Origin of the sequence: Streptomyces orinoci, from assembly GCF_003121295.1 — a bacterium.
GTDB lineage: Bacteria > Actinomycetota > Actinomycetes > Streptomycetales > Streptomycetaceae > Streptomyces > Streptomyces orinoci.
In genome coordinates, this window is record NZ_PHNC01000034.1 from 8,385 (window position 1) to 9,241 (window position 857).

Annotated in this window: 1 pseudogene (only partly in view); it reads right to left on the reverse strand. The window is 74.4% G+C overall.

The window, feature by feature from the left end:
* Window positions 1-856: pseudogene (locus CV755_RS31310) on the reverse strand (phytoene desaturase family protein) (it extends 542 nt beyond the left edge of the window).
* Between the last annotated feature and the right edge of the window lies 1 nt (window position 857).

The following is an 857-nucleotide window of genomic DNA, read 5'->3' on the forward strand; positions in this document are numbered from 1 at the left end:
CGGCCGCGCCCCNCCGCAGGGCCAGGAAGACACTGAACCGGCTCCGCGGCGGCCCAGGTACGGGAGCGCCCAGCAATGCCGGATCCACCCCGGAAACCACCGCATCGCCCTCCACCACCGACCCGTCGGCCAGCCGTACCCCCGCCGCCCGGCCGTCCTTCTCCACCAGGCCGGTCACCTCGGCCCCGAAGTGGAACTCCACCTTCCGGGCGAGGCAACGGGCATAAAGGGCCTCTGCCAGGGCCCGGATGCCGCCCTCGGCATACCAACTGCCAAAGGTCTGCTCCATATACGCCAGCACGGCCGCCGATCCCGGTGCCCGGCGCGGGTCCAGGCCATGGGCCAGGGCATGGCTCTCCAGCAGGGCGATCAGCCGGGGATCGGCCAGCTCCCGCCGGGCGACGGCCTCCAGAGTGCACGCCCGGAGCGGCGGAACAGCCCCGCCGGGCGCCGCCGGATAGGGATCGCGGCCGAGCGCCGCAAGCCGCTCCGGCTCGGCGGCAGCGGCTCCTCCAGCAAGGGCCGCCGAGTGGCGTCCCAGGCGTCCCGGGCCCGGTTGATCAGCTCGCTCCAGCGCTCACCCGCGCCCGGCGCCAGCGCCGCGTCCAGCGCCTGGACCACCCCGGCCCGTGAGGCGTTGGGCAGCTCGACCACCGTGCCGTCCGGGAAGCGATGGCTGCTCGCCGGATCGACCTGGCGCAGCCGCACGCTCTGCTCAGCGGCTCCTTGCCGGTCTTGATGAACAAGTCGCGGTAGACGGCGGGCAGATGGAGCAGCCCGGGCCGGTGTCAAAGGTGAAGCCGTCCCTGGCCAGCCGGCCGGCCCCGCCACCGGGCGCCGCCGAGCGTTCGTACACC